We start from the raw sequence: 26,588 nt of genomic DNA on the forward strand, positions 1-26,588 counted from the left end.
AGAACCCCGGTCCGAACTTCGGACCGGGGTTCTTCGTTGTGCAGCTCAGCTGGAGAGTCGGTGACGACTCAGCCGATGAAGACTCAGGCGATCTTCCGCTCTGCGGACATTGCTGCCCGAGCGGCGATGTCGGCGGGGCGAGGAGTGACCGTCTCGACGAGGTCCTCGAGCGACTCCTCTGGCTTCAGAAACGTCTCGATGGCGCGCTGACGTTCCTGCTCGCTCACGGGCGTCAGTCGGGCCGGAGCCGCGTCGCCGGCTTCGAGTGCGGCAACCGTTCCGAGCGTGTTCTGGATGCGCCGAACGAGGTCGGCGACCATGATCTCGGAGAACATGGCGTCGTCGCCTGGCTCGCGGTCTGGGCGCCACTCGAGCCGGTAGCGGCCCTCTGCCCCGAACATGTCGTCGAGGAGGAGCGTGAGCTCTTCGCGTGCCTCGTCGCTCATGATGGCGCTCGGCTCGAGCAGGCGCGGCGGCTCCAGCTCGCTGCCGGGACGCTCGAGCCCCGAGAAGTTCGGGTGGCCTCCGAGCGGCATGGCCGGGCGGGCTGACGGTGCCGAGACTGCAGGGATCGGCGCAGGAATCGCGCTCATCGGCTGCTGGGGGAAAACGGGGGGAGTGGGGGCTCCCTGCTGGGGGGTGGGCTGTGTCGAGTCTGTCGTCGACGTGGCGTCACCCTCGGGGTGTCGCCGCTTGCGGAACCAACCGAACACGGAGTCCCCTTTCTGCACCGGGAATATGGGCTCTTCTTCCGGGTACAGGTCATCTGCGCCCGAAATGAGACGGCACTAGTCTCGCGGCGTTCGTGCGGCGAGTCGAGAGACACGCCGCACGCTGCCGGGATTGTTAGTCGAGCTCGAGCTTTCGCTGGTTGGCGTCGTCCATGACGGCGCTGATGGCGAGGGCCGTCGAGATGCCCCAGGCGAGCCAGACGAGCACCGCGCGCCAGCGCTTGGTCTCCATCGAGGTCTGTCGGAAGACGCCGACGATACCGAAGATCGAGGACAGGATCGCTCCGTTGGTGAGGAATTTGCGCATGGCTTCCGCTCCCTGCTTGTGCCGGGGGTCGCGTCGTTGTGATCGCGCCGACGTTCTGGTGGACGTGGTCAGGTTAGCGGTGCCGTCTGTCTGCATCTTGGAGAGTGCCGTGAAGCGCCACCCCACGTTTCCTGACCGATCGGTTGAAGTCTGACCGTTCGGTCAATAGACTCCACGGGTGACCGAGATCCCCCCAGCCGAGAAGGCCCAGGCCGAAGCGCCCCACGCAGGGCAGCGCAAGCACCCGACCGACCTCCTCAAGCAAGCCGCACTCGTCGAGTTCGCCGCGCACGGCTACGAAGGGGCCTCACTGCAGGAGATCGCGAGCAAGGCCGGGTACACGAAGGCCAACCTCCTCTACCACTTCGGTTCGAAGCAGGGGCTCTTCGAGCAGGCAGTGCTCGAGGCCCTCGGCGCGTTCGAGGAGCTCGTCGACTCGCTGCAGCACCTCGACATCGGCACGGAGGAGGAGCGCCTCGTCGGCCCCTTCGTCGACTTCCTGCTGCAGCACCGCCTCGCCGTGCACATGTTCGTGAACCACCGCAGCACCGGGGCCGGCGAGTTCATCGCCACCCGAGTCGACCCCATCATCGAGCGGCTCGTCGTCGCCCTCTCGGACGACGACCCGGACCGCGCCCTGCGCATCGCCATCGGCCTCGCGGGAGTCGCCTACTGCCTCGCCAACGAGAACATCCCAGGCGAGGCCAACAAGCCGGAGCCGACACGCGACGAGCTCGTCGCCGCCCTCACCTTCATCTCGGCCACGCGCCGGTAGTCGACCGACGACAGTCAGGCAAAGAACCCATGGCCCTCCTCCTCTTCCGAATCGCCCGCGGCTCCTACCGCCACCCGTGGCGCGTCCTGTCCGCCTGGATCCTGCTGCTCGCCGTGCTGCTCGGCGTCGGCGTCGCTGCCGGAGGGGCGCTGAAGGAGTCGTTCGCGATCCCAGGCACCCAGTCGCAGGCGGCGCTCGACCGGCTCGGCGAGGTGTTCCCCGAGGCCGCAGGCGCGAGCGCGAGCATCGTCGTCGTCACGCCGACGGGTGACTCCGTCGAGGATGAGCCGTACCGCGGCGCCATCGACGATGCGGCGGACCGGCTCGGCGAGCTCGACGGAGTCAGCCAGGCGCTGTCGCCCTTCTCCGAGTTCGCGACCGACGCGATCTCCGACGATGCCGAAGCCGGCATCATCCGCGTGCAGTTCGACGGCACCAGCGAGGACATCAGCGAGGCGACGATCGACGAGGTCACCGAGATCGGCACCTCGCTCGAGGGGTCCGGCCTGCAGGTCGGCTTCGACGGTCAGATCTTCCAGAACCTCGAGTACGGCCTCACCCCGACCGAGGTCATCGGCGTGGTGTTCGCGGCCATCGTGCTGTTCGTCGCCTTCGGGTCGGTGCTCGCCGCAGGTCTCCCGCTCGCCTCCGCGATCGTCGGGGTCGGTGTGACGATGGGCGGGATCCTCTTCGCCGCGAAGTTCGTGGTCGTCTCCAGCGCCACCCCGCTGCTCGCGGTCATGATCGGCCTCGCCGTCGGCATCGACTACGCGCTCTTCGTCGTCTCCCGCCACCGCACGCAGCTCGCCACCGGCATGGACCCGGAGGAGTCCACGGCCACGGCCGTCGGCACCGCGGGCAACGCCGTCGTCTTCGCTGGCGTGACCGTCATGATCGCCCTGCTCGGCCTGGTGATCGTCGGCATCCCGTTCCTGAGCGTCATGGGCGTCGCCGCCGCCGCCGCGGTGTTCGCGGCGATGGCCGCCGTCATCACCCTCGTGCCAGCCCTCCTCGGCTTCGCCGGCGAGCGGATGCGGCCCAAGGCCGGGTCGCGCGCCTTCCGCCGCGAGACCGGCGCGAACGCGAAGCCCACCATGGGCAGAAGGTGGGTGCGACTCGTCATGCGGGCGCCGCTCGCCTTCGCGCTCGCGGTCGTCGCCATCCTCGGCACGCTCGCCATCCCCGCCCTCGACCTCAAGCTCGCACTGCCCTCCGGCGCCTCCGAGCCGGAGGACAGCGTCGCGCACATCGGCTACGACCTCGTCTCCGAGCACTTCGGGCCGGGGGCCAACGGGCCGCTCATCGTGATGGTCGACATCACGCAGGGCGACAACGACACACTGCTCGACGACCTGCAGCTCATCGCCGACCGCGTCGCGCAGGTCGACGGCATCGACACCGTCGGCGACCCGCTGCCGAACCTGACCGTCGACTCCGCGATCATCCAGGTCGTCCCCTCGACCGGACCGGACGACGACGAGACGCTGAGGGTCGTCGGCGAGATCCGCGACCTCGGCGACGAGCTCGAAGCCGAGACGGGCATGAAGACCTCGGTGACCGGTGCGACCGCCATCGCGCTCGACATCTCCGATCGCCTCAACCAGGCGCTCCTGCCGTTCGCGGCTGTCGTAGTCGGGCTCAGCTTCTTCCTGCTCATGATGGTGTTCCGGTCGATCCTCGTTCCCCTCAAGGCGGCGCTGAGCTTCCTGCTGAGCGTCTTCGCCGCCTTCGGAGTGGTCGTCGCGATCTTCCAGTGGGGGTGGTTCGCCGACGCCCTGCACGTCGTGCCCGGCCCCATCATCAGCTTCATGCCCATCCTGCTCATGGCCATCATCTTCGGGCTGGCCATGGACTACGAGGTCTTCCTCGTCTCCGGGATGCGCGAGGCCTACGTTCGCGGCGGGAACGCCAAGGAGGCGGTCGAGACCGGCTTCGCGAACGGCGCGCGCGTCGTCACGGCTGCCGCACTCATCATGTTCTTCGTGTTCGCCGCCTTCGTGCCAGAGGGAGCCGGCGTCATCAAAGCCATCGCCCTCGGCCTCGCGGCCGGGATCTTCTTCGACGCGTTCCTCGTGCGCATGACACTCGTTCCCGCCATCATGGCGATGCTCGGCAAGCGGGCCTGGGCCCTGCCCGCCTGGCTCGAGCGCATCCTCCCCGACCTCGACGTGGAGGGCGAGCACCTTCGCCACTACCGGCAGAACGCGGAATGGATGCGGGACCAGCCAGACGGCATCGCCATGGACGCGCTCATCGCCGGTTCCGACTCGGCGGCGACACGCCCCGTCACGGGCGGCATCGAGCGCGGCGGCGTGCTGCTCGTCGAAGGACAGCTCGCCGAACGGCGGCTGCTCGCCGCGACGCTCGCCGGACGCATCGCCCCCGTGAGCGGGCACGCCCACGCCCACGGGCACCTCACTCCCGGAGACGAGAGCGCGCTCATGCAGCGCGTCGCCGTCGTCGACGCGTCGACGCTCGACGCCAGATCCGCGGAGCTCACCGTCGGGGCGCTCCTCGAGGAGCGCCTCCGCCTCGGGCGCGGCGCCGCCGGGGGAGCCGTGCCGTCGGGACTCATCGACCAGGGAGTGGCCGAGATCTCGGCCGCCACAGCCCGCCTGCGCGACGGCTCGCCGCGCGTCAGCGCCGAGACGAGCCTCGGCGAGCTGCGGCCAGCATCCAGAGGAGTCGCGCTCGCCCGCATCGCGCTCGCCGAAGGGCCGGAAGTGCTTGTCCTCGACCTCGGGCCGGGAGCCGAACCGGACGTCACGACGCGCCTGGCGGCCGCCGTGCTCGCCGCCGCCAGCTCGCTCGCCGCACCGGAGACGACGATCGTGCTCGGGCTCCCCAGCGGACTCGACGCCGCCGCCATCCTCGGAGAAGTCCGCCGCCCCGCCGGGCGCATCCGCCTCGATGCGCAGCCGAGCGCACCCACCGGCACCCCAGCATCCACCCAAGCAGCAACCAGCACGCACAAGGGAGCACTCGCATGAGCGCCGCCGTCCTCCACGCCGTCACGGCCGACCGCGGGGCCCTGCGCCAGAGGCGCCTGCGCAACCTGCTCGTCGCCATCCTCGTGCCGCTCGTCGTCGCGGGTGCCTACTTCGCCGGCCTCGCCGGCGCGGAGGCACGCACCTCGGCGATCCCCGCGATGATCGTCAACAACGACCAGCTGCAGACCCAGACGGCGCCAGACGGCACGGAGACGACCGTCATCGCCGGACGCCTCGTCGTCAGCGCCCTCACCGATCCCGACACCGCGACGGGCTTCGACTGGCAGCTCGCCAACGCGGACACGGCCAAGGCAGCGCTGGAAGACGGTTCCGCGTATGTCGTCGTCACCATCCCGGAGGACTTCTCCGCGCGCATCACGGGCATCGCCGATGATGGGGCGCAGCCGGCCACGATCGACGTGACCACCGACGAGTCGCACGACTACCTCTCCCCGGCAATCGCCAACGGACTCGCAGATGCCCTCACCGCCCAGTTCGGCACGCAGGTGACCGAGATGGTCGCCGTGCAGCTCTTCGACGGCATCGGTCAGACGGCGACCTCGCTGCGCGACGCGGCAGACGGCGCCTCGCAGCTCGCCGACGGCGGCACGCAGCTCGGCTCCGGGCTCTCCCAGTTCGCCGACGGGCAGGACGAGCTCGCGACCGGGCTCGTGCAGAGCGCCGACGGTGCAGGCGAGCTCTCCACCGGTGTGACCACCTACGTGTCCGGAGTCGGCGAGCTCTCGAGCGGCATCAGCCAGTACACGGCGGGCGTCGACCAGCTCTCGGCGGGCGTCACGCAGTACACGAGCGGCGCCGACCAGCTCGCGGCCGGTGTCGGCAAGCTTGCCGCGCAGGCGCCAGGGCTCCGCGAAGGCGGCCAGCAGCTGCAGGACGCCGGCACCCAGCTCGAGGGATACTCGAGCGCCGTCACACAAGGCACCGCGACCTACCAGGAGCAGATCAGGCCAGCGCTCGTCGCCCTGAACGACTCCACAGACGGTCTCGTCGCCTGGTGCGCCGCGCTCGCCGACCCGACCCTCAAGACCGAGTGCGAGACGCAGCTGAAGGGCCTCGTCGGCACGACCGGTGGCGTCGACGGCCTCGTCGAGACCCTCGACAGCGCGACGGGCGAGCTCACCGCCGTGACCGAGGGCGCATCCGATCTGCCCACGCTCGGCGCCGGCCTCGTCCAGCTCGCCGACGGCCTCGTCCAGCTCAACGCCGGGGCCACGCAGCTCTCCGCCAGCTCAAGCAGCCTCACGACGGGAGCCTCCGACCTTGCGACGGCAGGCGACGAACTCGAGAGCGGCGCGTCCCAGCTCGTGACCGGCGGCGCCCAGCTCGAGACGGGTGCCAGCGCGCTCGCGACAGGGCTCGGGCAGCTCCGCGACGGGCAGCAACTGCTCGTCGACGGCGTCGCGCCCATCCAGGACGGCGTCGGAGAGCTCACCTCCGGTGCAAGCCAGCTCTCGACGGGCCTGAGCGACGGCGCCGCACAGGCCGAGAACGCCGTCGGCGACCCCGACGCGCTCGCCGAAGTGGTTGCCAACCCCGTGCAGGCGAACCAGACCATGCAGCACGAAGTGAGCTTCGGCGAGATCCTCACCACCCTCATCCTGCCGCTCGCCCTCTGGCTCACGGCCCTCGCGACCACGCTCATGCGGCGCCTCGTGCCGACCGAGGCCTACGCCTCCATGGCCTCGAACGGGCGCATCCTGCTCGACGCGACCAGGCGCATGCTCCTCCCGCTCAGCGCGGTGCTCTTCGCCGTCATGGTCATCGCCCACGGCTTCGTGGGGGTTCCCGTCACAGCCGCGTTCGCGACGCTCGGACTCGGAGCGCTCTGCGCGCTCGCCCTCATCGGGGTGCACCTGCTCTTCACGACGCTCTGGGGCAGGCGTGCCGCGGCCGTGGCATCCATGGGCCTGCTGAGCATCCAGGTGCTCGCCATGCGCGGTCTCGTGCCGCTCGAGCTGAAGTCGCCCTTCGTCGAGATGCTGTCGGGGCTGCTCCCCGGCACGCACCTCGCCGCTGGGCTGCAGCTCGCCTACTCGGGCGGCACCGCATCCGGAGTCGTCATGGCCGCTGTCGGCATGCTCGTCATCGCCGCCGTCGCCTTCGGGGCCGCCAGCCTGGTCATCGGCCGCAGGCGGCGCTCGAAGCCGTCGCTCGTGGCTGGACTCACGGCGAGCCGACGCGAGCCCGTCACCGTGTAGCCCCGGCTCGGCCGGCCCGGCCTCGCCTCACCACTGCAGGTTTCTGGATGGCTTTCTCGCCTCGGGATGGCCTGCAAGCCATCCGAAGTCGTGCAAGCCATCCCGAGAACCGAGTGCGGGAGGCGACCGGGCCTAGACGGTGTCGGAGACGGGGCGGCCGAGCTGCAGGTGCTCGTGCGCGAACGCGACCGTCTCGCGCAGCATGCGCAGGCGATCCGGCTCGTTCTTCGCCTTGCGCGTGTTCACCTCGGCGACCACATGGCCAGACCAGCCGATCGACGCGAGGTACTGGAGGGTCTCGGCCACGGGCTGCCCGCCCTCGCCGGGCGCGAGGTGCTCGTCGAAGAGCTTGTCGTTCGCCTCGGGCGCCTGTCCGTCGCAGAGGTGGATGTGCCGCAGCCGGTCGCCGGCCGCCTTCGCCATCTGCAGGGAGTCGCGGCCAGAGAGCGCGGCGTGCGAGAAGTCGAGCGTGATGGCGTCGCAGTCCATGTCGACCGGGTCGATTCCCGGCTTGTAGGCCTGCAGCGCCCGGCCGGACACCTTCCACGGGAACATGTTCTCGACGGCGATCTCGGTGCCGGTGTCCTCGTTGATCTCGCGGACGATGCCGAGGAAGTTCTCCGCGTATCCCGACTGCCACCGGAACGGCGGGTGCACGACAACCGTGGAGGCGCCGATGTCGCGGGCGAGCTCGGCGGAGCGCTGGAGCTTCGTGCGCTGGTCGCGGCCCCACACGAACTGCGTGAAGAGCAGAACGGGTGCGTGCACGGCCAGCACCGGGAGCTGGTACTTGTCGATGAGCCGCTTCAGCGCATCCACGCTTCGTGACGTCTGGTCCGTCGAGATCATGATCTCCATACCGTCGAAGCCCGCGTCGCGAGCTATCTGGAACGAGGTCTCGACAGACTTCGGGAACGTGCAGGAGGTGCTCATGCCGACGGTGATCATTTTCCGGAGATTACTCCTCCCGTCTGTCCGAAAGGTGACGGAGCCCGGCCCGGCTCAGGAGAGCCGGTACTCGAGTTCCGGTCGACCGGGTGTGCCGTACCTCGGCGTGCGCTCGGCGGCTGCCGTGTCGACGAGGTGCTCCAGGTAGCGGCGGGCAGTGACTCGGGAGAGGGCGAGCTGCTCGGAGAGCTCCTTGGCGGAGATGCCGCTGCCGGCGTCGAGGCCGCGGAGGGCGGCGATGACGCCCGTGAGGGTCTCGCTGGTCAGCCCCTTGGGGAGGCTCGACTGCGGTGCGGCGTGCCGGAGCGCTGCGAGGGTCTGGTCGACCTCGTCCTGGCTCGAGACGACGTGGTCGAAGAGGCCGGCACGGTATTCGCGGAGCGCTTCGAGCTTCTCCGCGAAGGTCTGGAACGTGAAGGGCTTCAGCAGGTAGTGGGCGATGCCGAGCGACACCGCCTGCTTGACCGTCGCGGCCTCGCGGACGGCGGTCACCGCGATGATGTCGACGTCGTGTCCCTCTGCCCGAAGCTTGCGGGCGACGTCGATGCCGGTCGCATCCGGCATGTTGATGTCTAGGAGGACGACGTCGATGCGAGCAGCATCGCCGTGGCCCGACGCTCGGACGGCGAGGATCGCGGCGGACGCCGTGCCGACGACGCCGACCGTCGTGAAGCCGGCGAGCCGGTCGACATAGGAGGCGTGCGCTCGTGCGGTCATGGGCTCGTCGTCGACGACGAGCACATGCAGGTCTCGCGGCGAGCGTTCGTCAGCGGTCATCCGACGCTCCTGCACTGCGCGAGGTGGCGCCTCGGGTGCCCGCGGGCACGTGGATTCGCGGCACGCCGTGCCCGGTCTCGGTCACCGTGCCCTCTGCTCGGGCCTCCGGCTGCTCGCGCAGCGGCAGGCAGACCGTGAACGCGGACCCCTCGACGTCGATGCTTCCCCCGGACCTGCGCACGGCCTGGCGGACGAGCGCGAGCCCGACGCCTCGGCCCTTGCCGGGCTTGCCGGAGACGCCGAAGTCGAAGATGCGGCTGAGGAAGTCCGGGTCGGGTCCCTCTCCGCTGTCGCTCACCTCGATGAGCACCTCCCCGTCGAGTTCCTCGACGAGCACCCGCACGGCGGGGGAGGGCGTCGTCCGGGCCGCCTCGAGCGCGTTGTCGACGAGGTTGCCGACGATCGTGATGAGGTCGCGAGCCGAGGCGCTCGCGGGGACCCGCTCCGGCAGGTGCAGCTCGAAGCGCACGTCCATCTCGTCGGCCTGCGCGGATTTGCCGAGGAGCAGGGCGACGAGCACCGGGTCCTCGACGGCGCGCACGAGGCGGTCGGCCAGCTCCTGGCTGACTCCGAGGGTCGAGCTGGCGAGGCGCATCGCCTCCTCCGGCTGCCCGAGCTCGATGAGGGCGATGATGGTGTGGAGTCGATTCGCGAACTCGTGCGCCTGCGAGCGGAGCGCCGCGGCGAGGGTCTGGGAGGTCTCGAGCTCGCCGCTCAGCTCCTCGATGCGGGAATGGTCGCGCAGCGTGACGACGGTGCCCGCGAACCGGGGAGCGTCGTGGCCGGGGCCGCGCGTCACGACCGCCTCGCCGTTCACGACGAGCACGTGGCGCTCCGTCACCACGATCTCGTCGACGACGGCCTCGCCGCGCAGCATCACCTCGCGGAGGATCTCGGGTGCCTCCAGGTCGCGCACCGGGACCGGCGCGGCGTGCTCGTCGAAGGGCGGCAGGCCGAGGTACTCGGCGGCCTTCACGTTCGTGAGCGCGATCCTGCCCTTCGTGTCGATGAGAACCAGGCCCTCGTCGATGGAGCGCAGTACCCCCTCGTAGTAGGCGAACATCCGCGCGAGGTCCTCCGGGCCGCGATTGTCGGTCACGCGGCGAAGATAGCGGCTGAGCGCCCAGGCGCCAGCCCCGCCGATGAGCAGCGCGCCGAGCGCGGACCAGAGGATGAGCGCGATACGGGACCCGGTCGCGACGTGCGCGTTCGACACGGTGACGCCCGCAGAGACGAGGGCGACGACCTCGCCGTCGTCCCAGATGGGGGCGACGGCGCGCACCGAGGGGCCGAGGGTGCCCGTGTAGGTCTCCGTGAAGGTGGAGCCGGCGAGTGCAGCGTCGATGTTGCCCTGGAACGGGCGGCCGATCTCCTCGGGGTTGCGGTGCGTGATGCGCACCCCGTCCGTGTCCATGATCGTGATGAAGTCGACGCCGGTGGAGTCGGAGATGGAGATCGCGTAGGGCTGCAGGGTGCTGCTCGGGGCGGCGGTCTCGAGCTGCTCCACGACGAACGGGTCGTGGGCGATGGTCTCGGCGACGGCGAGGCTGCGCAGCGCGGCGTCGTCTTCGGCTTCGCGTCTGGCATCCGCCCACACGATCGCCACGCCGATGCCGGTGAGCACGAGGATGGCGACGAACTGCAGCACGAAGAGGCGCGTCGCGACGCTCCAGCTTGCGAATCGCATGGCGCTCCTCCTCACGGTCGTCGCTTCTCCCGGCGCTGCACTGCACCGCCGGCGGTGAGAACAGTATGAACGCAAGTCGCGGCGGTCATGTGGGGGAGCGGATGCTCGATCCATCGTTCCCGACGCAGCTCGCGTCGGATCTCAAAGGAGAGAAGACAGCAATGGCGCTCACATCTCAGGACCAGAAGGCTCCGCGCAAGCGCGGCATCGACAAGACGCACTGGCTCTACATCGCCGTCATCATCGCGGTGCTCGCGGGCATCACGGTCGGTCTCGTCCTCCCGGAGTTCGGGAAGGCGCTCAAGCCCGTCGGGGAGGCGTTCGTCGCCCTCATCAAGATGATGATCGCCCCGATCATCTTCTGCACGATCGTGCTCGGCGTCGGCTCCATCGCGAAGGCCGCGACGGTCGGCAAGGTGGGTGGGCTCGCGCTCCTCTACTTCATCACGATGTCGACCTTCGCGCTCGGCATCGGCATGGTCGTCGGCAACTTCATCCACCCGGGTGAGGGCCTCAACATCGCCAGCGCGTCGTACGAGGCGGATGCGGCGAAGAGCGAGGGAACGGCCGACTTCCTCCTCGGCATCATCCCGACGTCGCTGTTCTCATCGCTGACGGACGGCAGCATCCTGCAGGTGCTGTTCGTGGCGCTGCTGCTCGGCTTCGGCCTGCAGAAGATGGGCACAAAGGCGGCGCCCATCATCGACGCGATCGCGCAGATCCAGGCGCTCGTGTTCCGCGTGCTCGGCATGATCATGTGGGTCGCCCCGGTCGGCGCGTTCGGTGCCATCGCCGCGGTCGTGGGGGCGACGGGCATCGACGCGGTCATCGCGCTCGGCACGCTCATGATCGCCTTCTACATCACGTGCGCGCTGTTCATCGTCGTGGTGCTCGGTTCGCTGCTGTGGCTCGTGGCCCGCGTCAACATCTTCAAGCTCATGAAGTTCCTCGGCCGCGAGTACCTCCTCATCGTGTCGACGTCGTCGAGCGAGGTCGCGCTGCCCCGCCTCATCGCGAAGATGGAGCACGTCGGCGTCTCGAAGTCGGTCGCCGGCATCACGATCCCGACCGGTTACTCCTTCAACCTGGACGGCACGGCCATCTACTTGACGATGGCGTCGCTGTTCATCGCCAGCGCGATGGGCACGCCGCTCTCGATCGGCGAGCAGGTGTCGCTGCTGGTCTTCATGATGATCGCCTCGAAGGGTGCCGCCGGTGTGACCGGTGCTGGCCTCGCGACGCTCGCCGGTGGCTTGCAGGCTCACCGCCCCGACCTCGTGGATGGCGTCGGCGTGATCGTCGGCATCGACCGCTTCATGTCGGAGGCGCGTGCCCTCACGAACTTCACGGGCAACGCCGTCGCGACGGTGCTCGTCGGAACGTGGACGAAGGAGATCGACAAGCAGCGCGTCGACCTCGTGCTCAGCGGAGGCGCCCCTTTCGACGAGGCGACCATGAACGAGGACGTGCATGGCTCGACCGACCACTCCCGTGACGCGAAGAGCGCACAGGTCATCGACCAGGAGCGCGCGACCGCGTAGGCCGCTCGGCGCGGTCGGCTGGGGCGGCCCGCGCACGCAGACCTGTGGGGTGTGCATCCGTTTCGCAAGAACCGGATGCACACCCCACAGGTCTGCGCGAGTCGCTTGAGGATTGCCCCGCGCGGTCAGATCACGCCGTCAGGTCGCGAACACCGGTGCTGGCTGGTGTCCGCGCGTTCCTGGTGAGGGTTCGCTGGCGCCAGAGAGCCCAACAGCCCGCTCCGAGACAGAGGAACGGGGTGATGGCGAAGAGCTGAAGGATGGCGACGCCGAGGAGAGCTCCACCGGAGAGCGCCAGTGCGGCTACGGCAGTCACGACCCGAGCCGTTGGCGGCCCCAAGTCGGCTGCGAGAAGGAGACCCGTTCCGAACAACGCCAGCGCCGCGGCCAAGACCGGCACGAGGGCGAACAGGTATCCCTCGGCGAGCGGTCGAACTGTCCAACAGGCCGCGATCAGTGCGAGCGCCAGTACCCAGGCCGCCGTCGCCCAGTCCGTGACGCGCCCCATGCGGCGTCGAAGCAGTGCGCTTCCCACGAAGAGAGTGGGGAGGGGCGCGAGGACGGCGAGGACGAGAATGAGCGAAGTCCAAAGCTCCGCGCCGGCGAGGTTGAAGTGATGGACAGCGAGACAGGTGGCACCGATCGTGCCACTCGAGGCTGCAACGATCCCGAACACTGAAGGGTCGCGGAAGGAACGCCGCCGGTCCAGGCCGGAGCTCCTCACGCAGCCCGGTTGACGCCCGCTCGCGGCGGCCAGCGCCACGACGAGCAATGTGCAGGCCGCCAGCGATGCGACGCCTGACCCCTCGCGCATGATCTCTGAGTAGGCCGCCCCGCTGAGCACGCCGAGTGCGATACCCGATGGCAGTCGGATCCAGACCGGACATGCGTCGCGGAGGGCGCCGGTGAAGACGAGTGCGGCGCCCGCCATGAACAGAGCCGTGCTCGTCGGCCAGGTGAGGTTGAGCGGGAAGGGCAACTCCGCCGCAGCACCGGCGAGAGGCAACAGCCAGGAAGCGAATTCGATGCTCCCCGCCAGGGCGCTCAGTGCAAATGCCGCCGCCGCGAGTGCCGCGGGCCAGGCATTCAGCAAGCGCGCGCGGACCGCGAGCACGACCACGGCGACCCCGAACGCTGTGACGCCGATGGCACGCCCGATGAGGACGGCGGCGAGGAGCGCAGGGCTGATGGACAGAAAGGTGTCGCCGGTCATGAGTCGCTGTATGAGGCCGACTGTGGCGGGACCAGAGAGGCTCACCAGAGCGAGCAATGCACAGACCAGCGCGACCTTGTAGCTCGCGCGCTCCGCCAGGCCGTGCACGCGGATGGACCACGCTTCGGCAACCCCGGGCCTCATCGCGCCGCGCGCTGCCGCGTCGTCTTCGAGCATCCCGAGGAAGACCTCGCCGTTCTCTTCGCGCCAGGCCCTCGGGTACCAGCGGAGCAGCTTGCCGTAGCTCACAGGGGCACCACTGCGCTCATGCCCACGGTGCCCGGGCGGAACGCCGCTGGTGGAGGCGTGGCCAGGCGCTCCTCGGCGGCGCGTGCCCGAGCCATGAGCCGTGCGGTCTCGTCCTTCAGGGCTTCCCTGCCGTCCGGCGTGAGCTCGTAGTAGCGCCGTGCGCGACCATCCACGGTCTCTTCGCCTGCCCGCTGGATGCGCCCGTCGCGTTCGAGGCGGTCGAGGGAGGCGTAGAGCGTGGTCACTCGCAGCTTCACGGCACCGTCGCTCAGCTCTTCGGCGTCTCTGAGGATGCCGTAGCCATGTTGGCGACCGCCTGCCAACGCCGTCAGGATCCAGAATGCAGCTTCAGTCATGTGTGGGAATATACCCACATTGGGAATATCTCGTCAATCGGCGAGGTCATCACGGTCTGCCTAGAGCCAGTCGCGCCTCTTGAACACGATGTAGAGCACGACGGAGGAGCCGATGACGAGGGTGATGGACGCGATGAGGCCCTCGACCTGGTCGTGGCCGGGGAAGTCGACGTTCATGCCGAAGAAGCCCGTGATGGCTGTCGGGACGGCGATGATCGCCGCCCAGCCCGTGACCTTCTTCATGATCTCGTTCATCTTGTTGCCCTGCAGGGCGATGCTGGTCTCGATGGCCGTCGAGATGTGGTCGGCGAGTGTCTCCGACCAGTCGGCGGCAAGGCCAGCATGGTCTCCGACGTCGGCGAAGTAGGGGTGCAGCTCCGGCGCCACCTTCTCCTCTCCCTGGTGGATGAGGAGGGTGATGACCTCCTTGAGGGGGAGCGTCGCGTGGCGCAGCTTGGAGACGCTGCGGCGCAGGGTGAATGCGCGCCGCTGCACCTCGCTGGTGTCGGGCCGTTCGCTGAAGAGGCCGTCGCTGAGCGCCTCGATGACCTCGTCGAGCCGCTCGACCGAGTCGGTGTGGCTGTCGACGACGGTGTCGAGCAGAGCCCACACGAGCCATGGGACCCCGTAGGTGGAGAGCTCCTCGTTGTCGTCGTGCCGCTTCGCGACCGCGTCGATGGGGAAGCGATCCTCGTGGACGGTGACGAGGATGCCGGGCAGGATGAAGGCCGTCAGCCGCGAGATCTCGACGGTGCCCTCCTCGTCGCACTCCGACGCCGAGAGCGTCAGCAGGAGGTGCGAATCGAACCTCGCGAGCCGTGGCCGCTCGAGGTGGGATCGCGCGTCCTCGACCGCGAGCTGGTGCAGGTCGAGGAGCGTCGCCAGCTCGTCGAGGGCACCCTCCTCGTCGAGCGTCAGGTCGACCCAGACGGTGCAGTTCGCGGATGCTCGGTGCTCGGCGAGGGCCGTCAGCGAATGCTCACCCTCGACTCGCTTTCCTTCGCGGTAGAGCCTCTTCGTCTGCATGCGGCTCATCGTACGACCGCGGCTGGCGTCAGCTGTGCGGGGACTGTGCGGCGCTCGCGGGAGGCTTGCCGTAGCTGAGTCTGCGGATGGCCCACTCGGCCGGTCCCGGCTTGCCTGCCCGCTCGAGCAGGACGGCGCCGAGGAGCGTCACGAGCCACGCGCCGGCCCCGATGAGGAACGCGCCACCGGTGCCGACCGTGCCGCCCAGACCGAGCGACCAGGCGGGCATGAGGAGCAGGAAGATGACGGACTGTGCCAGGTAGCCGGACATGGAGCGGCGCCCGAGGGCGGTCAGTGCCCCGACGATGGGGCCGGGCGCGGTCCCGGCCCGCTGGCTGCGGGCGACGATGAGGGCGAAGAGCGCCGCGTAGCCAGCCCCGGCCAGGATGCCGGTGGCGGAGTGCAGCGATCCGGCCAGGAACCACACCGGGCCAGGCTCGAAGCCGAACGCGAGCCCCAGGGCGAACGGGATCCCGCCGATGACGGCCGCCGCGACGCCGGCCGTCGCGATGAGACGCACGGCGCGAGCGTGCTCCCACGGCCGCTCGAGGAGCTGGTGCCTCGCCATGATGAGGCCGAGCATCATGGGTGGGAGGACCCCGAGCACTGTCAGCGGCGCGAACGCCAGGAACGGCAGGAACTCGCCCACGCGCGTGGCCTGCGCATCCAGGAACGTCTCGCTCAGGACCGACGGCATCTGGACGATCGCCCCCGTCTCCATCTCGCTGAGCCCGGACGCCGCAGCCCCGTCGCCGCTGCCGAACGCGATGGCAAGCGGGGCGGTGATGCCGAAGACGAGCCAGAGTACCCAGCTCGGTGAGCGCATCAGCAGGATGAGGACGAAGCCTGCGAGGGCGTACGTGTGCATGATGTCGCCCATGAAGAGGAGAAGCCCGTGGAGGGCGCCGAACACGAACAGCCACGTGTTGCGCTTCGCGAGGAGCCCGCGCACCACCGGCCACGGCGTGCCCCTGCGCTCCTCGCGGGTGACGAGCTGATGCAAGCCGTACGCGAACAGCAGCGAGAAGAGGGGGAAGCTGCGGTTGTCGATGAAGAGCGCACCGAGGACATCGGCGATGCGGTCGCCGACGCCAGGGTCCAGTGGGCGGAACAGGATGCCCTGTTCCCTGCCGTACAGGTACACGGTGAGGTTCGCGATCGCGATGAAGAGGAGGGCGAAACCTCGAGCCGCATCCGGCGCGAGAGCACGCGCCTGAGTCGCCGTGGGCTGGAGTCCTGGCGGTGAGAGCTGCATGCACACACGCTACCGAGAACGGCATTCGGCACACACGCAGTCAACTGCCAGGTAAAATAAATCTGTCCACACCGCTGCATGAGCTCCAGGAGGCCGAATGATCGCGTTCCTGGCTATCTTCCTCGGCGCGAGCATCCTCATTCCGGTGCTCCACAGGTGGCTTCGGAACGTGACGTTCCTCGTCGCCGCCGCCGTCCCCGCCGTCGCCTTCGTCTGGACCGCGCTGCTCGGTCCGCGCATCCTGAGTGGCGAGGTGCTCGTCGAGAGCATCCCCTGGATCCCGCAGATCGACATCGCCATCGCCATGCGGATGGACGTGCTCGCCTGGGTCATGACGCTCATCGTCACGGGCATCGGCTCGCTGGTGCTCGTCTACTGCGGCCGCTACTTCAAGCCGGACGAGCCCGACATCGGCCGCTTCGCCGCGGTGCTGCTCGCCTTCGCCGGCGTCATGTTCGGCCTCGTGCTCGCCGACGACATCTACCTCCTCTTCATCTTCTGGGAAGCGACGAGCGTGCTCTCCTTCCTGCTCATCGGGCACTACTCGTCGAAGCGCGCGAGCCGCGGTGCTGCGATGCAGGCGCTGCTCGTCACGACGCTCGGCGGCCTCGCCATGCTCGTCGGCCTCGTCATGCTGCACGCCTCGACCGGCACGTCGCTGCTGTCCGGGATCATCGCGAACCCGCCCGAGTTCGACGGCTTCACCATCACGGCCATCATGCTCGTGCTCGCGGGCGCGGTCACGAAGTCGGCCCTCGCGCCGTTCCATTTCTGGCTCCCCGCCGCGATGGCCGCGCCCACCCCGGTGAGCGCGTACCTGCACGCCGCGGCCATGGTGAAGGCCGGCATCTACCTCATCGCGCGCCTCGCACCCGGCTACGCGGAGATGCCCGGCTGGCGCGAGGTGCTCGTCACGATCGGCATCGCGACGATGCTCATCGGCGGGTGGCGTTCGCTGCGCCAGCACGACCTCAAGCTGATCCTCGCCTACGGCACCGTCAGCCAGCTCGGCTTCATGACCATCGTCGTCGCCTTCGGCACGCGGGACGCGGCGCTCGCGGGCCTCGCCATGGTCATCGCCCACGCGTGCTTCAAGGCCGCGCTGTTCCTCATCGTCGGCATGATCGACCACCGCACGGGAACCCGCGACATCCGCAAGCTCTCCGGCCTCGCGAAGGCCGCACCCGTGCTGTTCTGGATGACGGCGCTGGCGATCGCCGCCATGGCCGGCGTGCCCCCGATGTTCACGTTCGTGGCCAAGGAGGCCATCCTCACGGCCCTCCTCGAGGCGGGCGAGGCCGGCAACATGTGGGGCTGGGTCGCACTTGTCGGCGTCATCATCGGCACCGTGTTCACGGTCGCCTACTCGGCCCGCTTCCTCTACGGCGCCTTCGCGTCGAAGCCCGAGGTCGAGCGCGTCCGCTACGTGCCAGAGCACCTCGACTTCATGTTCTCCCCGCTCATCCTCGTCGCCGCCTCGCTCGGCCTCGGCTTCGCCTCCGGCCTCGTCGACCCCGTGCTCGCGATGTACGCGGACACGCTGCCGGAGATGCCGGGCGCCAAGCCGTACTACCTGGCCCTGTGGCACGGATTCGAGCCAGCGCTGTTCATCACGATCGGCACCTTCATCCTCGGTGGCCTGCTCTTCCTCTGGCGGGCGCCCGTCGCCCGCGCCCAGGCGAAGGTGCCGCCGCTCATCGAGTCGTCGCGCGGCTACTGGACCACGATGCGCGTCGTCGACGTCATCGCCGCCCGCACCACCGCGACCACCCAGCGCGGTTCGCTGCCCTTCTACCTCGCGTCGATCTTCATCATGTTCGTCGTCGCCTCCGTCTTCACGCTCGTCACGATGGACACCCCGGTGCCCGCGTTCGAGACCGAGATCCGCTGGCAGGAGATCGCGATCATCCTGATCATGATCCTCGCCGCGTTCTTCGTGACGAGCTCGGAGAAGCGCTTCCAGGGCGTCATCCTCGTGGGCGTCACCGGCTACGGCATGGCGGGGCTCTTCGCGCTTTCCGGCGCCCCGGACCTCGCGATCACGCAGGCGCTCATCGAGACGATCACGCTCGTCGTGTTCGTCCTCGTGCTGCGCCGGCTCCCGGCACGCCACGGCAAGGCGCTCAAGAACCCGCCATCGTGGCTGCGCTGGCTCATCGGCGGCTCCGTCGGGATCGTCATGGCCATCGTCGCCTGGATCGCGCTCGCCTCCCGCCAGGCTTCCCCCGACTCGCTGTTCTTCCCCGAGTTCGCCTTCAAGGGCGGGCACGGCTCGAACATCGTCAACGTCACGCTCGTCGACATCCGCGGCTGGGACACGATGGGGGAGCTCTCCGTGCTCATCGCCGCCGCCACGGGCGTCGCGAGCCTCGTCTACCTCAACAACCGCGGCCGCTCGCGCGTGGACGCCGCCCGCGGCCCGCGCTTCCTGCGCGCCTCGCGTCCCGTCACCGAGCCCATCGACCTCGCGGCCGTGAGCGCCGCCGGCCAGAAGCTCGGCAAGGCAGACAAGCTGCAGGGGGAGCGCCGCAAGGTCTGGCTCATCGCCGGGAAGTCGCTCGCCCCGAACAACCGCTCGATCATCCTCGAGGTCGTCGTGCGGCTCGTGTTCCACGCGCTGCTCATCGCATCCCTCTTCCTCCTCTTCACCGGCCACAACACCCCAGGTGGCGGCTTCGCGGGCGGTGCCGTCGCGAGCCTCGCGCTCGCCGCGCGCTACCTGGCCGGCGGCAGGGCCGAGCTCGATGAGGCAGTGAAGGTGGATGCGGGTCGGCTGCTCGGCATCGGGTTCCTGCTCGCGACGCTCACGGCGCTCGTGCCGATCTTCTTCGGCCAGGCACCCTTCACCTCCTCGTGGATCGACCAGGACATCCCCGGCATCGGCCAGTTCGTCTTCGTCACGTCGACCGTCTTCGACATCGGCGTCTACCTCATCGTCATCGCGCTGGTCATCGACATCCTGCGCTCCCTCGGCTCGGAGATCGACCTGCAGATCGAACAGGATGCGTCCCCCGACTCCGACTCGGCTGCCGAGCACGACGGCCTCCAGGGCGAGACCCCGGACGGTGGCGAGACGGGCTACAACACGGGGGCGCTCGCCCGCGTCAACGAAGAGGTCGAAGCCGTTCAGTCAGATATCGAACCCGTCGAATCCGAGGAGGTGACCCGCTCATGACCCTGTCCCTCGTGCTCCTCGTCGGCATGGCCGCGCTCTACACGTGCGGCGTCTACCTGCTCCTCGAGCGCAGCCTCACGCGCATGCTCCTCGGGATCCTGCTCGTCGGCAACGCCACGAACATCCTGCTCTTCTTCATGTCGGGCAGCTTCGGCCTCGCCCCCATCTACGACCCTGATGTCGCGCCGGAGGACTACTCCGACCCGATCCCACAGGCCTTCATCCTCACGGCCATCGTCATCACCTTCGGCGTGACGGCCTTCATGCTCGCCCTCATCTACCGCTCGTGGCGCCTGGCGCAGGCCGACACCGTGAGCGACGACGAAGAGGACATCGCGATGCGCACGGCCGACCTGTCTCAGGACGACGAGGAGTTCGACGAGGACGACTCGGGCGACACGGAGTTCGGGGAGTACGCGGAAGCGGCGGTCTCGACCGCCCGCATCAACATGGGCGGGGGGCCGAAACCCGGCTCGGGCAAGGACAGCTTCGCCGAGGCATCGCTCAAGGCCACCGAGCCGAGCAACCGGCACGAGGAGCTCGAGGAGTTCCGGGCCGGTGAGCAGGATGCGGAAGCCGAGCAGGGCTCGCAGCCCGACGGTGCTCGCGAGGTCGGACTCGACTCCGGCGCCGACGACCACGCCGAACCGCACGACGACGCAGGGAAGGGGGACCGCTCATGACCTGGCTCGTTCCCCTCATCGTGCTCGTGCCGCTCATCGGAGCGGCCCTCACGCTGACCGCGGCTCGCGCGGCACGCCTCCAGATCTTCCTGGCCCAGGCGACGCTCGTGCTCGCACTCGTCGTGAGCATCGGCCTGCTCGTGGCCGTCAACACCTCGGGTGAGGCGCTCGTCGTGCAGGGCGGCGGCTGGCTCGCCCCCTTCGGCATCTCGCTGGTCGTCGACCAGCTGTCGGCGATGCTCGTGCTCGTCACGAGCATCGTGCTGCTCGCCGTCATGGCGTTCTCCATCGGACAGGGCGCAGCGGACGGCGACGACGAGACGCCCGTCTCCATCTTCTACCCCACCTACCTCGTGCTGGCGGCTGGCGTCTACAACGCGTTCATCGCCGGCGACCTCTTCAACATGTTCGTGGGCTTCGAGATCCTCCTCGTGTCGAGCTTCGTGCTCATCACGCTCGGCGGCACGACGGAGCGCATCAAGGCGGGCGTGACGTACATCGTCGTCAGCCTCGTGTCCTCGTTCATCTTCCTCGGCTCGATCGCCCTCATCTACGGCGCAGTCGGCACCGTGAACTTCGCGGAGATCGCCGTGCGGATGGCCGAGCTGCCGCAGGACGTGCAGCTCATGCTGCACATGCCGCTCCTCATCGCGTTCGCCATCAAGGCGGCGCTCTTCCCACTGTCCTTCTGGCTGCCGGACTCGTACCCGTCGGCGCCAGCACCGGTGACGGCCGTGTTCGCGGGCCTGCTCACCAAGGTGGGCGTGTACGCCATCCTGCGCACCGAGACGCTGCTGTTCTGGGACAACGACATCTCGGTGCTGCTCATGGTCATAGCGCTGCTGACGATGGTCGTCGGCATCCTCGGCGCCGTGGCGCAGGCGGGCATCCGACGAATGCTGTCGTTCACGCTCGTCAGCCACATCGGCTACATGATCTTCGGCGTCGCGCTCGGCACGGAGCTCGGTGACGCCGCGACGGTGTTCTACATCGTCCACCACATCATCGTGCAGACGGCGCTGTTCCTCGTCACGGGTCTCATCGAGCGCATCGCGGGCTCGTCCTCGCTCACGCACCTGGGCGGGATGCTCAAGCGCGCGCCGTTCGTGGCGGTGCTGTTCTTCATCCCGATGCTCAACCTCGGCGGCATCCCGCCGTTCTCGGGCTTCATCGGCAAGGTCGGCCTCTTCACGGCTGGCGCGGCGGAGGGCAGCGTGCTCAGCTACGTGCTCATCGGCGCGGGTGCCGTGACGAGCCTCCTGACGCTCTACGCCCTCATCCGCGTCTGGAACCTCGGCTTCTGGCGCACGCAGGAGCAGGTCGTCGACTTCTCGTCGCCCATGACGGAGCGCATCTCCGACACCCCCGAGTCCGCCGTCGTGACCGAGACGAAGTCCTCGTCGCGCCTCATGACGATCGCGACGACCACCATGGTCGCCGTGAGCGTCGCCATCACGGTCTTCGCCGGCCCCATCTACGAGTGGTCCGAGACGGCCGCGTTCGACCTGGTACCCGCCGAGTACATCAGCTCGGTCTCCAACGGGGAGGTGCTCAAGCCATGAAGGTGAAAGACGTCAGCGCCCGCAAGCCGAGGCGACACGCCATCCTCGTCCAGCTGCCGCTGCTGCTCGCGCTCGTCGCGTTCTGGCTGGTGCTGTGGGGGCACGTCGACGTCATCAGCGTCGTCACCGGGATCATCTTCTCGGTCATCATCGTCGAGGTCTTCTACCTGCCGGCGGTCGACCTCTCGGGTCGCTTCAACCTGTGGTGGAGTCTCGTCTTCTTCGTGAAGTTCCTCTACCGCCTCGTGAGCGCATCCCTCATCGTCGCGTGGCTCGCGTTCCGGCCCGCGAAGCCGCCACTCGGCTCCGTGGTCTCGGTGCAGCTGCGCACGCGCAGCGACTTCGTGCTCACGCTCACCGCCGAGGTGAACATGCTCATCCCCGGCTCCATGGTGGTCGAGGTCGACCGGATGCACTCCGTGCTGTACCTGCACGTGCTCGATGCCTCCACCGACGAGGCCGTCGAGTCCGTCAAGGCGCTTGCGCTCGACGTCGAGGAGGGCCTCGCGCTCGCCCTGGGCACACGCGACGACCTCTGGCGAGTCAACCGAGACCGGGTGCGCCGCGGCCTCGGCCCCATCGGCCAGTCGCCGGCGCAGAAGAAGCACGAGGGCATCCGCGACAAGCAGTTCGCGCACGACATGCCCGTCTTCATCGAGGGCGCGGCGGGCAGCCGCTCAACGGCTCCGGAGGGGAACAAGTGATGGTCGTCGACGTGCTCGTCTGGATCTTCGGCACGATGTTCGCGGTCGCCGCGCTGCTCGCGGTGATCCGCATCATCCGCGGCCCCTCCATCATCGACCGCATGGTCGCGTCCGACGCGCTCCTCACGATCCTCATCTGCGTGCTCGTCGCCGACATGATCATCCGCGGACACACGGACACCCTCCCGCTGGTCCTCGCGCTCGCGATGACCGCATTCATCGCCTCGGTCGCAGTGGCCAGGCACGTCACCAGGCAGGAGGCGAACGCCAGTGAGCGCTTCTGACCCGCTTCTCGCATCCGGGGGGCTCCTCTCCGAGGGGCCACTCGAGATCCTCGACGTCATCTCCCTCGTCTGCCTCGGCCTCGGCGCGCTGCTGTCGCTCGCCGCGGGCGTCGGCCTCATGCGCTTCTCCGACGTGCTCATGCGCATGCACGCGCAGACGAAGCCGCAGATCGCCGGGCTCATGTTCCTGCTCATCGGCCTCGCCGTCCAGCAGACGCACCTGCCGACGATCCTGTTCCTCATCCCGATCATGTTCTTCCAGATGCTGACGACCCCGGCGGGTGCGACGATGCTCGCGCGAGCCGGCTACCGCAGCAGGCAGTTCGACAACGTGCCCCTGTACGCCGACGAGCTCGCGGCCGCCGTCGAGAGCGCGCAGCGCCGCACGGACGACGAACTGACTCGGGCGCACGCCGTCCGGACCGGCCAGCCGGAACGAGAGCCGGCACCCGAGCACGAGGGCCTCGGGCACGGCGAGAAGTAGCCTGTCGCGACGGCACTGCCCGGCCGTCGCCGCGGCGTAGAATGGCGGGCATGCCTGAGCCAGAAATCGACATCAAGCCACGCAGTCGGGTCGTCACCGACGGCATCGAAGCCACCACGTCGCGCGGCATGCTCCGCGCCGTGGGCATGGGCGACGAGGACTGGGACAAGCCGCAGATCGGCATCGCGTCCTCGTGGAACGAGATCACCCCCTGCAACCTCTCCCTCAACCGCCTCGCGCAGGGCGCGAAGGAGGGCGTGCACTCGGGCGGCGGCTACCCGCTGCAGTTCGGCACCGTCTCCGTCTCCGACGGCATCTCGATGGGCCACGAGGGCATGCACTTCTCGCTCGTCTCGCGCGAGGTCATCGCCGACTCCGTCGAGACCGTCGTCATGGCCGAGCGCCTCGACGGCACGGTCCTCCTCGCGGGATGCGACAAGTCGATCCCCGGAATGCTCATGGCTTCCGCACGCCTCGACCTCTCGAGCGTCTTCCTCTACGCGGGGTCCATCGCGCCGGGCTGGGTGAAGCTCTCGGACGGCACCGAGAAGGACATCACGATCATCGACTCCTTCGAGGCGGTCGGCGCCACGAAGGCCGGCAAGATGTCCGAGTCCGACCTGAAGCGCATCGAGTGCGCCTTCGCGCCAGGCGAGGGTGCCTGCGGTGGCATGTACACGGCCAACACGATGGCCTCCGTCGCCGAGGCCCTCGGCCTCAGCCTGCCGGGCTCGGCGGCTCCCGCGTCGGCCGACCGCCGCCGCGACGCGTTCGCGCACCGCTCCGGCGAGGCCGTGGTGAACCTGCTCCGCCAGGGCATCACGACGGGCGACATCCTCACGAAGGAGGCCTTCGAGAACGCGATCGCGATCGCGATGGCACTCGGCGGATCGACCAACGTCGTGCTCCACCTCCTCGCGATCGCCCGCGAGGCGCAGGTCGACGTCACCCTGCACGACTTCAACCGCATCGGCGACAAGGTTCCCCACATCGCCGACATGAAGCCCTTCGGCAAGTACGTCATGAACGACGTCGACCGCCACGGCGGCATCCCCGTCGTCATGAAGGCGCTCCTCGACGAGGGCCTCATGCACGGCGACGCGCTCACGGTGACGGGCAAGACGCTCGCCGAGAACCTCCGCGACCTCAATCCCGACCCCGTCGACGGCGACGTCGTGCACACGGTCAGCAACCCCATCCACGCGACCGGCGGCATCACGGTGCTGCACGGCTCCCTCGCTCCCGAGGGCGCGGTCGTCAAGACGGCCGGCTTCGACGCCGACGTGTTCGAGGGCCCAGCGCGTGTCTTCGAGCGCGAACGCGGCGCGATGGATGCCCTCACGAACGGCGAGATCGAAGCGGGCGACGTCATCGTCATCCGCTACGAGGGCCCGAAGGGTGGACCGGGCATGCGCGAGATGCTCGCCATCACGGCGGCCATCAAGGGCGCAGGTCTCGGCAAGGATGTACTACTCTTGACGGACGGACGATTCTCAGGCGGCACAACCGGCCTGTGCATCGGCCACATTGCACCGGAAGCGGTCGACCAAGGTCCTATCGCTTTCGTCCGCAGTGGAGATCTGATTCGGGTCGACATCGCGGCTCGCTCGATCGACCTACTCGTCGACGAAGCTGAGCTCGCCTCCCGCCGAGAAGGCTGGGAACCGCTCCCTCCGAAGTTCACGCGCGGCGTGCTTGCGAAATACTCGAAGCTCGTTCGCAGCGCGTCCGAGGGCGCGACCACGGGCTAGCCCTCAGGGCTGTCCCTCATCGACCGCGCTCGACTCATCGAGTACGAAGAAGAACGGATCTCATGACGCAGGAAACTGCCGCCCGCATCGCCGCGGCGTCACCACCCTCCGCTGGGCACGAGCCCGAGATGCTGACCGGAGCCCAGGCTGTCGTCCGCACCCTCGAGAACCTCGGGGTCACGGACGTCTTCGGACTGCCGGGTGGCGCCATCATCGAGGTGTACGACCCACTCCTCGACAGCACCAAGCTCCGCCACATCCTGGTTCGCCACGAGCAGGGCGCCGGCCATGCCGCCGAGGGCTACGCCTCGGCGAGTGGCCGCACCGGCGTCTGCATCGCGACCAGCGGCCCAGGCGCAACGAACCTCGTCACCGCGATCGCCGACGCCTACATGGACTCGGTGCCGCTGCTGGCCATCACCGGCCAGGTGTTCTCGCACCTCATGGGAACGGACGCCTTCCAGGAGGCCGACATCATCGGCATCACCATGCCGGTGACGAAGCACAGCATCCTCGTCCGCACGCCGGAGGAGATCCCGGCGGCCATCGCCGCGGCGTACCACATCGCGTCGACCGGTCGCCCCGGGCCCGTGCTCGTCGACATCACGAAGGACGCGCAGCAGAAGAAGGCGCCGTACGTCTGGCCGGTGAAGCTCGACCTGCCCGGCTACCGCCCGGTCCTGAAGGCGCACGGCAAGCAGATCCTCGCCGCGGCGCAGCTCATCGCGCAGGCCAAGAAGCCCGTCTTCTACCTCGGTGGCGGCATCGTCCGCTCCGGTGCGTCCGCCGAAGTGCAGCGCCTCGTCGAGAAGACCGGTGCGCCGGCCGTCACGACGCTCATGGCACGCGGCGCGTTCCCCGACTCGCACCCGCAGATGCTCGGCATGCCCGGCATGCACGGCACGGTACCCGCGGTGCTCTCGCTGCAGGAAGCCGACCTGCTCATCACGATCGGTGCCCGGTTCGATGACCGAGTGACCGGCAAGTCGGCGCTCTTCGCGCCGAACGCCAAGGTCATCCACGTCGACATCGACCCCGCCGAGATCTCCAAGATCCGCACGGCCGACGTGCCGATCGTGGGTGACGCGCGCGAGGTCGCCATCGACCTCCTCGCCGCCGTCACCGACCACGCTCCCGCGGAGGCCTCGCGCCTCGAAGAGTGGTGGACCTACCTCAACGGCCTCAAGGCGGAGTTCCCGCTCGGCTTCACCGAGCCGAGCGACGGCCTCCTCTCGCCGCAGCGCATCATCCAGCGCATCAGCGAGCTCACCGGGCCCGAAGCCATCTACGCGGCGGGCGTCGGCCAGCACCAGATGTGGGCGGCGCAGTTCGTCAAGTACGAGCGCCCCAACGCGTGGCTCAACTCCGGCGGCGCCGGCACCATGGGCTACGCCATCCCAGCGGCGATGGGCGCCAAGGTCGCCGAACCGCACCGCACGGTGTGGGCGATCGACGGCGACGGATGCTTCCAGATGACCAACCAGGAACTCGCGACCTGCGCGATCAACGACATCCCCATCAAGGTCGCGATCATCAACAACTCGTCGCTCGGCATGGTGCGACAGTGGCAGACGCTCTTCTACGACGGACGCCACTCGAACACCGACCTCAACACGGGGCACGAGACGGTCCGCATCCCCGACTTCGTGAAGCTCGCCGACGCCTACGGGGCGCTCGGCATCCGCGTCACGAAGGAGGAGGAGATCGACGCCGCGATCAAGCTCGCACTCGAGACCAACGACCGCAGCGTCGTCATCGACTTCGTCGTGAGCGCCGACGCCATGGTGTGGCCGATGGTGCCGCAGGGCGTCTCGAACAGCTTCGTCCAGTACGCCAAGGAACACAGCCCGACCTTCGAGGGGGAGTAGAAC

Annotated in this window: 21 protein-coding genes; 12 read left to right on the top strand and 9 right to left on the bottom strand. The window is 68.8% G+C overall.

Annotated elements, in window-relative coordinates:
* Nucleotides 1-83: 83 nt before the first annotated feature.
* Together C5E05_RS18500 and C5E05_RS18505 are read right to left on the bottom strand one after the other, a co-directional pair.
* Entirely contained in the window at nucleotides 84-593 is a 510-nt protein-coding gene (locus tag C5E05_RS18500) for a hypothetical protein (protein ID WP_104330602.1), read from the bottom strand.
* A 253-nt stretch (nucleotides 594-846) separates the two neighbouring features.
* Entirely contained in the window at nucleotides 847-1,038 is a 192-nt protein-coding gene (locus tag C5E05_RS18505) for a hypothetical protein (RefSeq protein WP_104240410.1), read from the bottom strand.
* A gap of 178 nt (nucleotides 1,039-1,216) precedes the next feature.
* On the opposite strand from C5E05_RS18505, the gene C5E05_RS18510 reads away from it, so the two are divergent.
* Genes C5E05_RS18510 through C5E05_RS18520 form a run of 3 tightly spaced genes read left to right on the top strand, consistent with a single transcriptional unit; the run spans nucleotide 1,217 to nucleotide 7,022 of the window.
* Nucleotides 1,217-1,813, top strand: a complete 597-nt coding sequence (locus tag C5E05_RS18510) for a TetR/AcrR family transcriptional regulator (RefSeq protein WP_104240411.1) — start codon at nucleotides 1,217-1,219, stop codon at nucleotides 1,811-1,813.
* Nucleotides 1,814-1,842: 29 nt separating this feature from the next.
* Nucleotides 1,843-4,803 (top strand): MMPL family transporter, encoded by a 2,961-nt coding sequence (locus tag C5E05_RS18515; protein ID WP_104342759.1) that lies wholly within the window; start codon nucleotides 1,843-1,845, stop codon nucleotides 4,801-4,803.
* Nucleotides 4,800-7,022, top strand: a complete 2,223-nt coding sequence (locus tag C5E05_RS18520) for a YhgE/Pip domain-containing protein (protein WP_104342760.1) — start codon at nucleotides 4,800-4,802, stop codon at nucleotides 7,020-7,022. Before C5E05_RS18515 ends, C5E05_RS18520 begins: the two co-directional genes overlap by 4 nt.
* Nucleotides 7,023-7,154: 132 nt before the next feature.
* Here the strand turns inward: C5E05_RS18520 and C5E05_RS18525 are convergent, their stop codons facing one another.
* The 3 genes from C5E05_RS18525 to C5E05_RS18535 are packed head-to-tail and all read right to left on the bottom strand — an operon-like array spanning nucleotide 7,155 to nucleotide 10,434.
* Entirely contained in the window at nucleotides 7,155-7,970 is an 816-nt protein-coding gene (locus C5E05_RS18525; protein WP_104240414.1) for a sugar phosphate isomerase/epimerase, read from the bottom strand.
* A 54-nt stretch (nucleotides 7,971-8,024) separates the two neighbouring features.
* Nucleotides 8,025-8,747 carry a response regulator gene (locus tag C5E05_RS18530; RefSeq protein WP_104306079.1) on the bottom strand — a complete coding sequence of 241 codons (723 nt, stop codon included), beginning with the start codon at nucleotides 8,745-8,747 and terminating at the stop codon, nucleotides 8,025-8,027.
* Nucleotides 8,737-10,434, bottom strand: coding sequence for a sensor histidine kinase (locus C5E05_RS18535; protein WP_181059735.1), 1,698 nt, complete (start codon nucleotides 10,432-10,434; stop codon nucleotides 8,737-8,739). The genes C5E05_RS18530 and C5E05_RS18535 overlap by 11 nt, the downstream gene beginning before the upstream one ends.
* 161 nt (nucleotides 10,435-10,595) lie before the next feature.
* Between C5E05_RS18535 and C5E05_RS18540 the strand changes: the two genes are divergently transcribed.
* Nucleotides 10,596-11,975, top strand: coding sequence for a cation:dicarboxylate symporter family transporter (locus tag C5E05_RS18540; RefSeq protein WP_104240417.1), 1,380 nt, complete (start codon nucleotides 10,596-10,598; stop codon nucleotides 11,973-11,975).
* Between the two features lie 130 nt (nucleotides 11,976-12,105).
* On the opposite strand, the gene C5E05_RS20295 is transcribed toward C5E05_RS18540, so the two are convergent.
* The 4 genes from C5E05_RS20295 to C5E05_RS18565 are packed head-to-tail and all read right to left on the bottom strand — an operon-like array spanning nucleotide 12,106 to nucleotide 16,074.
* A complete protein-coding gene (locus C5E05_RS20295; protein WP_181059737.1) occupies nucleotides 12,106-13,437 on the bottom strand; it encodes a hypothetical protein in 1,332 nt (443 codons plus the stop codon).
* A complete protein-coding gene (locus C5E05_RS18555) occupies nucleotides 13,434-13,793 on the bottom strand; it encodes a PadR family transcriptional regulator (protein WP_104342764.1) in 360 nt (119 codons plus the stop codon). Before C5E05_RS18555 ends, C5E05_RS20295 begins: the two co-directional genes overlap by 4 nt.
* Before the next feature lie 60 nt (nucleotides 13,794-13,853).
* Nucleotides 13,854-14,819, bottom strand: a complete 966-nt coding sequence (locus C5E05_RS18560; RefSeq protein WP_181059738.1) for a magnesium transporter CorA family protein — start codon at nucleotides 14,817-14,819, stop codon at nucleotides 13,854-13,856.
* A 28-nt stretch (nucleotides 14,820-14,847) separates the two neighbouring features.
* Complete coding sequence (locus C5E05_RS18565; protein WP_104342766.1) at nucleotides 14,848-16,074, bottom strand: DUF418 domain-containing protein; 1,227 nt, start codon at nucleotides 16,072-16,074, stop codon at nucleotides 14,848-14,850.
* A 97-nt stretch (nucleotides 16,075-16,171) separates the two neighbouring features.
* On the opposite strand from C5E05_RS18565, the gene C5E05_RS18570 reads away from it, so the two are divergent.
* From C5E05_RS18570 to C5E05_RS18605, 8 genes are all read left to right on the top strand, one after another.
* Entirely contained in the window at nucleotides 16,172-19,249 is a 3,078-nt protein-coding gene (locus C5E05_RS18570; protein WP_104342767.1) for a Na+/H+ antiporter subunit A, read from the top strand.
* On the top strand, nucleotides 19,246-19,932 hold the full coding sequence (locus C5E05_RS18575; RefSeq protein WP_104306084.1) for a Na(+)/H(+) antiporter subunit C: 687 nt from the start codon (nucleotides 19,246-19,248) through the stop codon (nucleotides 19,930-19,932). The genes C5E05_RS18570 and C5E05_RS18575 overlap by 4 nt, the downstream gene beginning before the upstream one ends.
* Entirely contained in the window at nucleotides 19,929-21,494 is a 1,566-nt protein-coding gene (locus C5E05_RS18580; protein ID WP_104240422.1) for a Na+/H+ antiporter subunit D, read from the top strand. Before C5E05_RS18575 ends, C5E05_RS18580 begins: the two co-directional genes overlap by 4 nt.
* Nucleotides 21,491-22,198, top strand: a complete 708-nt coding sequence (locus tag C5E05_RS18585; protein ID WP_104306085.1) for a Na+/H+ antiporter subunit E — start codon at nucleotides 21,491-21,493, stop codon at nucleotides 22,196-22,198. Before C5E05_RS18580 ends, C5E05_RS18585 begins: the two co-directional genes overlap by 4 nt.
* Nucleotides 22,198-22,482: a monovalent cation/H+ antiporter complex subunit F gene (locus C5E05_RS18590; RefSeq protein WP_104240424.1), complete on the top strand. Its 285-nt coding sequence runs from the start codon at nucleotides 22,198-22,200 to the stop codon at nucleotides 22,480-22,482. Before C5E05_RS18585 ends, C5E05_RS18590 begins: the two co-directional genes overlap by 1 nt.
* On the top strand, nucleotides 22,469-22,966 hold the full coding sequence (gene mnhG, locus C5E05_RS18595) for a monovalent cation/H(+) antiporter subunit G (RefSeq protein WP_104342768.1): 498 nt from the start codon (nucleotides 22,469-22,471) through the stop codon (nucleotides 22,964-22,966). Before C5E05_RS18590 ends, mnhG begins: the two co-directional genes overlap by 14 nt.
* A 50-nt stretch (nucleotides 22,967-23,016) precedes the next feature.
* Nucleotides 23,017-24,717, top strand: a complete 1,701-nt coding sequence (gene ilvD, locus C5E05_RS18600; RefSeq protein WP_104240426.1) for a dihydroxy-acid dehydratase — start codon at nucleotides 23,017-23,019, stop codon at nucleotides 24,715-24,717.
* 62 nt (nucleotides 24,718-24,779) lie between these two features.
* Complete coding sequence (locus C5E05_RS18605) at nucleotides 24,780-26,585, top strand: acetolactate synthase large subunit (RefSeq protein ID WP_104240427.1); 1,806 nt, start codon at nucleotides 24,780-24,782, stop codon at nucleotides 26,583-26,585.
* Nucleotides 26,586-26,588: the final 3 nt, after the last annotated feature.

Origin of the sequence: Pseudoclavibacter sp. AY1H1 (genome assembly GCF_002931055.1) — a bacterium.
Classification (GTDB): Bacteria; Actinomycetota; Actinomycetes; order Actinomycetales; family Microbacteriaceae; genus Pseudoclavibacter.